Genomic DNA, 6,926 nt, shown 5'->3' on the forward strand with positions numbered 1-6,926 from the left:
CCGCCCCACCCGGGGCCCGCATAGCATCGACGGTTCGCCTGCTTCATCCGTGCCGAACCGGGAGACCGTGATGCCCGCAAATGGACCAGCCGCCGAGAGCACAGCCGAAGCGGAATCTCACCAGAGTTCCCAACCGTCCGCCGGCGGCTCAGCAGAAGCCGACCTTCGCGCCGAGATCGCACTCCACGAGACCGTCCGGGCCGCCATGTCCGCCATGCGCGGGGCCACCTCCGACACCTACGACCGCCACGAAGCCGAATTCAACGAGGGCAACACCGGCCGGGGCGGCGGCGACGTCGGGCCCGACAAAGAGCTCGCCTTCGTCATGGCGAAGTACACCACCACCCGCATGAAGGACCTCACCGACCGGGACCTCGCCCTCTTCTTCGGGCGCCTGTGGTTCGACGGCACCCCCGAACACCCAGGCGAGGACTACCACATCGGCCGCCGCCACATCCGCGACGAGCACGGCGACCCCCTCGTCCTCGACTGGCGCGCCCCCGTCTCCGAGCACTACTACCGCGCCTCCGCCCACGACAGGCGCGAGGTCTCCAAGCGCCGCCGCTTCGGCTTCCAGGCCGCCCGCATCACCGGCTTCGAGGACGAGGACCTCCTCCTCGGCGAGGAGCTGAGCTCCGACATCCTCACCGCCGAAATCGAGCGCCCCCGCACCGGCCCCATGCGCGACATCGTCGCCACCATCCAGCCCGAGCAGGACGAGCTCATCCGTCGCACCGCCGACGCCAACCTCTGCGTCCAGGGCGCCCCCGGCACCGGCAAGACCGCCGTCGGCCTGCACCGCGCCGCCTGGCTGCTCTACAACTACGCCGAACACCTCACCAAGGCCGGCGTCCTCGTCGTCGGCCCCAACGAGGGCTTCCTGTCCTACATCTCCGGCGTCCTGCCCACCCTCGGCGAGAACTCCGTCTGGCAGGTCACCGTCCAGCAGCTCACCGGCGCCGACAAGGCCACCGGCACCGACAGCCACGAGGCCGCCCTCGTCAAACACGACGAGCGCATCGCCGCCGTCTGCGAGCGGGCCGTCTGGGGCCACGTCGGCACCGCCGAGGCCGGCGGGGTCACCGCCGACGCGGGCCTCCTCATCGCCGACGGCGGCTGGCGCTGGCGACTCGGACTGAACTACCTCAACGACGCGATCGCTCACGCCCGCAAGCACACCCGCACCTACTCGGCCGGACGCAAGGCCGTGGAGGACGCCATCGTCCAGGGCGCCCGCCGCCAGGCCGAGATCCGCGCCGGCCACTCGCCCGACGGCCGCTGGGCCACCAAGCTCAAACGCACCGACTCCGTCAAGGACTTCATGGAAGCGGTGTGGCCGAAGCTCAACGGCAAGACCGTCCTCAAGAAGCTCTACTTCGACGCCGCCTTCCGCGCCGACGCCACCCGGGGCATCCTCACCGAAGCCGAGGCCGAACTCCTGGCCCCCCAAGGGAAGAGCCTCAAAGCCAGCGCCGCGGACCTGCTCATCGCCGACGAGATCGAGTCCCACCTCAACCTGCCCGCGCCCGCCGACTCATACGGCCACATCGTCATCGACGAGGCCCAGGACCTGTCGCCGATGCAGTGCCGCGCCATCGCCCGCCGCTCCGGCCAGGGCTCGGTGACCGTTCTCGGCGACCTCGCCCAGGGCACCACCCCGTGGGCCGCCGCCTCCTGGAACGACCAGATGCGCCACCTCGGCAAGGACACCGCCATTGAGAAGAGCACTGTCGAGTACACCGAGCTGACCACCGGCTTCCGCGTCCCGGCCGTCATCATCGCGCTCGCCAACCGGGTCCTGCCGCACCTCGGCGTCGACGTCGCCCCGGCCGTGTCGATCCGGTCCGACGGCGCGCTCGACTACATCGCGCCGTCCGACCTCGCTACGGGCGTTGCCGAAGCGGTGGCGAAGGCCCTCGCCGAAGAGGGACTGGTGGGGGTGATCGCCGCCGACGCCAGAGTGGACGAGCTGCGGGCCGCGCTCCCCGGGACCGAACGGGTCGAACTGGTCGCGGCCAGCCTCGCGAAGGGCCTCGAATTCGACCACGTCGTGGTCGCCGAGCCGGCCGAGATCGTGAGCGCCCCGGCCACCGGCGGGGCCACCATCGAAGGGGTCGGCCTGCGCCACCTGTACGTCGCGCTGACGCGCGCGGTCTCGCGCCTTACCGTCGTCCACACCGGAGCACTCCCGGCCGAGATGCGGGCCTGAACGGCCCCGGGCCCCGCTGACCGTCCCCAAGGCACTCGCCCCGTCGCCATGTGACGCAAGGGGTTCCTGGGATTCCCATAGCGTGATTTCGAATGCCGGTGGGCCCCCGACGGCCCGTCCCGCATCTCGATTCGATAACAGTTCATGTCCATTTTATGGCCTCTCGGCAATATCCCCGAAATCTCTGCTTCCCCCAAGACTGTGACCGTCTGTCGGATTTGGCCCCTCACCAGGGTAAACGTCATCACGTAAACGGAAGGTATCCGAATTCCCTGTGCCGCAAGGGACTAGACGCCATAGCGCATCCTGACAGCAGCGAGAGGCAGGCTCGCGGTGCTGACCGGGTTTCCTCGTTCTCTCGTGCCGACGGGCGCTTTCGGGCGCCCGGTGCCCGCGCCCCACCGGCACAACCCAAGAGGAGACCTATGTTCCGTCATGTCCGTTCAGGATCGGCGCTGGCGATCGGTGCCGCCACCGCCTTGGTCCTCACGTCCTGCTCCGGCGGCGTCGACGCCGATCCCGGCTTCTCCGGCTGCGTGGAGCGGCCCGTCACCTGCAACTCCGGCGAGCGGGCCGAGGGCGGGGAGGTCACGTGGGGCCTCGACGGCTCCTGGACCGGTTGGAATCCGGTCCTCACCGCCGAGTACACCGCCTTCACCCTTCAGGTGACCGGTCCGATCTGGCCGGACACCGGCCACTTCGACCAGGAGAGCGAGTTCGTCCTCAATGACGGCGTCTTCGCCGCCGAACCCAAGCTCATCAGCGAGAACCCGGTCCAGGTCGAGTACGCCCTCAACCCGGACGCCACCTGGGGCGACGGCACCCCCATCAGCCGGGACGACTTCGTCTACAACTGGTACGCGCGCTCGGGCGACGACGCCAAGTGCGCCGGCTGCACCCCCTACGCCGACTCCAGTTCCCAGGTCGAGTCCATCGAGGCCTCCGGCTCCGGCAGCACCATCGTCATCACCTACGACGAGGACTACTCGTCATCGGAGTGGCAGTATGAGAACGTCCTGGCCAGCCCCGCCCACATCGCCGAGGCGGAGGGCTTCGACTGGGAGAACGACCCCGAGGATATGAAGGCCTCCCAGGACTACTTCTCCGAGACCGTCCCCACCTGGTCGACCGGGCCGTTCAGGATCGAGAGCGCCGAGACCGGCGACCACGTGATCTTCGAGCCCAACCCCGAATGGGCCGGCTCCACCAAGCCGACCCTGGACCGCCTCACCCTCAGGTCCTTCGACTCGGTCGAGTCGATCATCACCGAGATGCGCCAGGGAAATGTGGACGGTGCCACGCCGACCGGCGTTACGGCCGAGAACATCGGCCAGCTCGCCGCCGAGGCCGGGATCGACTTCTCCATCGCGCCCGGACCCGGCTGGGGCCACATCGACCTCAACACCGCCAATGAGTTCCTCTCCGACAATGCCCTGCGCACCGCCGTCTTCCAGGCGATCGACGTCGAGGAGCTCATCGACCGCACCTACGCCAACGTCCAGACCGACGCGGCGCGCAAGCTCAACCACCTGTTCCGCAACAACAGCGAGTACTTCGAGGATCACCTGACGGTCACCGGCCAGGGCGCCGGCGACACCGAGTTGGCCCGCACCACGCTGGAGGAGGCCGGCTACGACTGGGACGCCGACGGCAACCTCGTCACCGAGTTGGGGGAGCGGGTCGAGCTCGATTTCCGCTACGCCGACGGCAGCCCCGACCGCGAGACCATGGCCGAGCTGGTCCACTACAACCTGGCCGACATCGGGGTCGACGTCGAACTCAATCCGTTCGCCGTGGCGGACTTGGGCACCACGCTGGCGTCCTCCGAGTTCGACATGATCAGCTACGGCTGGACCACCGCGCCGCTGTACGTGGGCAATGCGGAGCTGTACTGGGATTCGGACTCGGCGGCGAACTACGGCCAGAACGAGGACCCCGAGCTCGACGCCCTGCTGGACGAGCTGGCCTCGGTGCGCGACCCCGGGGAGGCCGCCGAGATGGCGAACACGGTGGTGCAGCGGGTCATCGAGGACGCCTACGTGCTGCCCACGGTGGACACGCCGGTGGTCATCATGGTCTCCGAGGACCTCGTCAACGTCCGGGACAACTGGGCCTCGCAGCAGCGCGCCCTGTACAACGTCGCCGAGTGGGGAATCCGGGACGAGGACGCGTAGCGCCGCGGTCCAGATGTCGTAAAACTCCACAAAGTCCCTGATAAGCCCCGCTCCCAGTGTAAAGATGACCCAGTTACGGGTGATTACACACGGGGGAGTGGGGACATATGCGACGCAAGCAAGCGGGTGCGATCGGTCTTGCCGCCGCCGCTGCCGCCACCATGGCGCTCGGCGCCTGCGGTGGCGACGGCGGTTCGGGCGGGGACGGCGATGTCACCTGGGCGGTCAGCTCGGGCTGGGAGACGTGGAACGAGAACACCTCCGACGGCAATAACAGCTATCTGCACCAGGCCCTGTCTCCCGGCGCGACGACCCTCGGCGACTTCGACGAGAACGCCGAATGGGTCTTCAACGACGCGCTGCTGGCCAAAGCGCCGGAGCTGACCAGTGAAGGGCCGCTGACCGTCGAATACACCCTCAACGAGAACGCGCAGTGGTCCGACGGCGAGCCCTTCCGCGTCGAGGACTTCATCTACACCTGGTACCAGATGTCGGGCAATGCCGACCACTGCGACCAGGCGCAATGCGTCCCGGCAACCACCGACTGGGGCGCCAACGTCGCCAGCATCGAGGAGACCTCCGACGGGGTCGTCACCATGACCTATGTCGACGGCTATCTCGACCCGGAGTGGGAGTTCCTGCAGACCCCGATGTACCCCAGCCACATCGCCGAGGCCAACGGCTTCGCCGACTGGCAGAACGACCCGGCCGTCATGGGCGCCAGCGCCCAGTACTTCGCCGAGACCCCCCCGACCTGGGGGACCGGCCCGTACGTGCCGACGGACGCGAGGGCCGGCGAGTTCGTCACCTACGAGCCCAACGAGAACTACCAGGGCTCGGTCGACCCGGGCCTGGAGAAGTTGACGATGAAGGTCGTCGAGGGCACCGAGGCGATCGTGACCGAGCTGCGGCAGGGCTCGATCGACGGGTCCTGGCCCAGCGAGTTCGACGCCGAGGAGATCTCGAAGCTCGAAGGGGACGACGCGATCACCGCCGAGGTGTACGAGGGTTCGATCTGGCTCCACATCGACACGAACACGCGCAATGAATTCTTGTCCGACGAGGTGCTGCGCCAGGCGGTCTTCGCCGCGATCGACAATGCCGACATCATCTCGAAGAACTACCCGGACACCGAGGTGGCGCCCCGCACGAACCACTTCTTCAACCAGGCCAGCGAGTACCACGAGGCCTTCCTGGGCCAGACAGATCCGGTCCAGGGCTCGGGCGACGCCGATGCGGCCCGGGCGGCCCTGACCGACGCGGGCTACACCTACGACTCGCAGGACCAGCTCACGACCAGCGGCGGCGACGAGGTCGAGCTCAACTTCCGCTACGGCGAGGGCGATGCGGTCCGCCAGACCACCGGTGAGCTGGTCCAGGCCTACCTGGCCGAGATCGGCATCGATGTCGAGCTGCAGGCGATCCCGGACGGCGAACTCGGCAACGTGCTCGCCGAGGGCGAGTTCGACCTGATCATCTACGGCTGGTCGGGCACGCCGGCGTTCACCACGGCGCCCAACCAGTACTTCGCCTCGGACTCGGGCTCGAACTTCGGCGGCTACACCATGGACGGCCTGGACGAGGCGCTTGCGAAGGTCCGCTCCACGACCGACATCGCCGAGGCGGCCGGCTTCGCCAATGAGGTAGACGCGATGGTCATGCCCGCCGCGTTCACCCTGCCGATCTTCGACGAGCCGCAGTCGACGGTCTACAACTCGAACACGATGTCGGGCATCACGGTCAACGGCAATAGCCAGGCCGGGCCGATGTGGGACGTTCGGAACTGGGAGTCGTAGCCGCATCCGAGCGGTGACGGTCCCGTGAGCAGAGCGGGACATTCGCAACTGGGCGTGATGAGAATCCAGAGCAACGAAGGGAGGCCGCTGCTGGCGGCCTCCCTCTCGTCGTATTCGGACTTGTCGAGGCAGCGACGAGGAAGGCAGTCGTTCGCCTGGGGTGGGCTCGTCGGCTGCCCGCACCATTCGGTGCCGCTCTTGATCAGCGACGGTGGGGGTCTGCCCAGGCTGGGGTGGTCGGCTGGCTGTGGGGGTGCGCATCGGTTGGGGTTCAAGCGGATCAGCGACAGCGGGGGTTTGCCTGGGCTGGGGTGGTCGGCTGGGCATCGGTTGGGCTTCAAGCGGATCAGCGACAGCGGGGGTCTGCCCGGGCTGAGGAGGTCGGCTGGCGGTGGGGGTGCGTGTGGGGTGGGCTTCAGACGAATCAGCGAAGAAGAGGTGTGAAGGGTGGCGGCCGTTCGCTGCCGGGGCGGGGTCTTCGGTGGTGCCGGTGTGGGCGATGGACGGCCATTGGAGACCAGGTGCCGTCTGCGGGCACGACGAGGGGCCCGATCCCCTGATCCCGTTTCGGGGTGGGTCGGGCTGCGGTCCTTGGTTGGTCCGCTTCCCCCGCCGCCATTACCGCCTGGCGGCGGGGCACCGTAACCGGTCGCCTGGTGGGGCGGCTGTCGCTGCTGCCCGTTCATGCTCCGGGGCGGTTGGTGTTCGGAAGCGTTCTCGTGCTCTGGCTTTGGCTTGCTTGAGGTC

Annotated in this window: 3 protein-coding genes; all 3 read left to right on the plus strand. The window is 68.2% G+C overall.

The genetic code is table 11. The features are described 5' to 3' along the window. Window positions 1-70: 70 nt before the first annotated feature. The 3 genes from FAB82_RS16670 (at window position 71) to FAB82_RS16680 (ending at window position 6,179) form a co-directional block, all read left to right on the plus strand. A complete protein-coding gene (locus FAB82_RS16670) occupies window positions 71-2,209 on the plus strand; it encodes a HelD family protein (protein WP_136535670.1) in 2,139 nt (712 codons plus the stop codon). Window positions 2,210-2,634: 425 nt separating this feature from the next. Continuing rightward, window positions 2,635-4,383, plus strand: a complete 1,749-nt coding sequence (locus FAB82_RS16675) for an ABC transporter family substrate-binding protein (RefSeq protein WP_168801646.1) — start codon at window positions 2,635-2,637, stop codon at window positions 4,381-4,383. Window positions 4,384-4,490: 107 nt separating this feature from the next. Beyond that, window positions 4,491-6,179: an ABC transporter family substrate-binding protein gene (locus tag FAB82_RS16680; protein ID WP_136535672.1), complete on the plus strand. Its 1,689-nt coding sequence runs from the start codon at window positions 4,491-4,493 to the stop codon at window positions 6,177-6,179. Window positions 6,180-6,926: the final 747 nt, after the last annotated feature.

It is taken from the genome of Glycomyces buryatensis (genome assembly GCF_004912275.1).
GTDB classification, from domain to species: Bacteria; Actinomycetota; Actinomycetes; order Mycobacteriales; family Micromonosporaceae; genus Glycomyces; species Glycomyces buryatensis.

Excerpts from the sequence above, each read along its gene's own strand:
- FAB82_RS16670 (WP_136535670.1), top strand. The coding sequence starts at position 71 with ATGCCCGCAAATGGACCAGCCGCCGAGAGCACAGCCGAAGCGGAATCT.
- FAB82_RS16680 (WP_136535672.1), top strand. The coding sequence starts at position 4,491 with ATGCGACGCAAGCAAGCGGGTGCGATCGGTCTTGCCGCCGCCGCTGCC.
- FAB82_RS16675 (WP_168801646.1), top strand. The coding sequence starts at position 2,635 with ATGTTCCGTCATGTCCGTTCAGGATCGGCGCTGGCGATCGGTGCCGCC.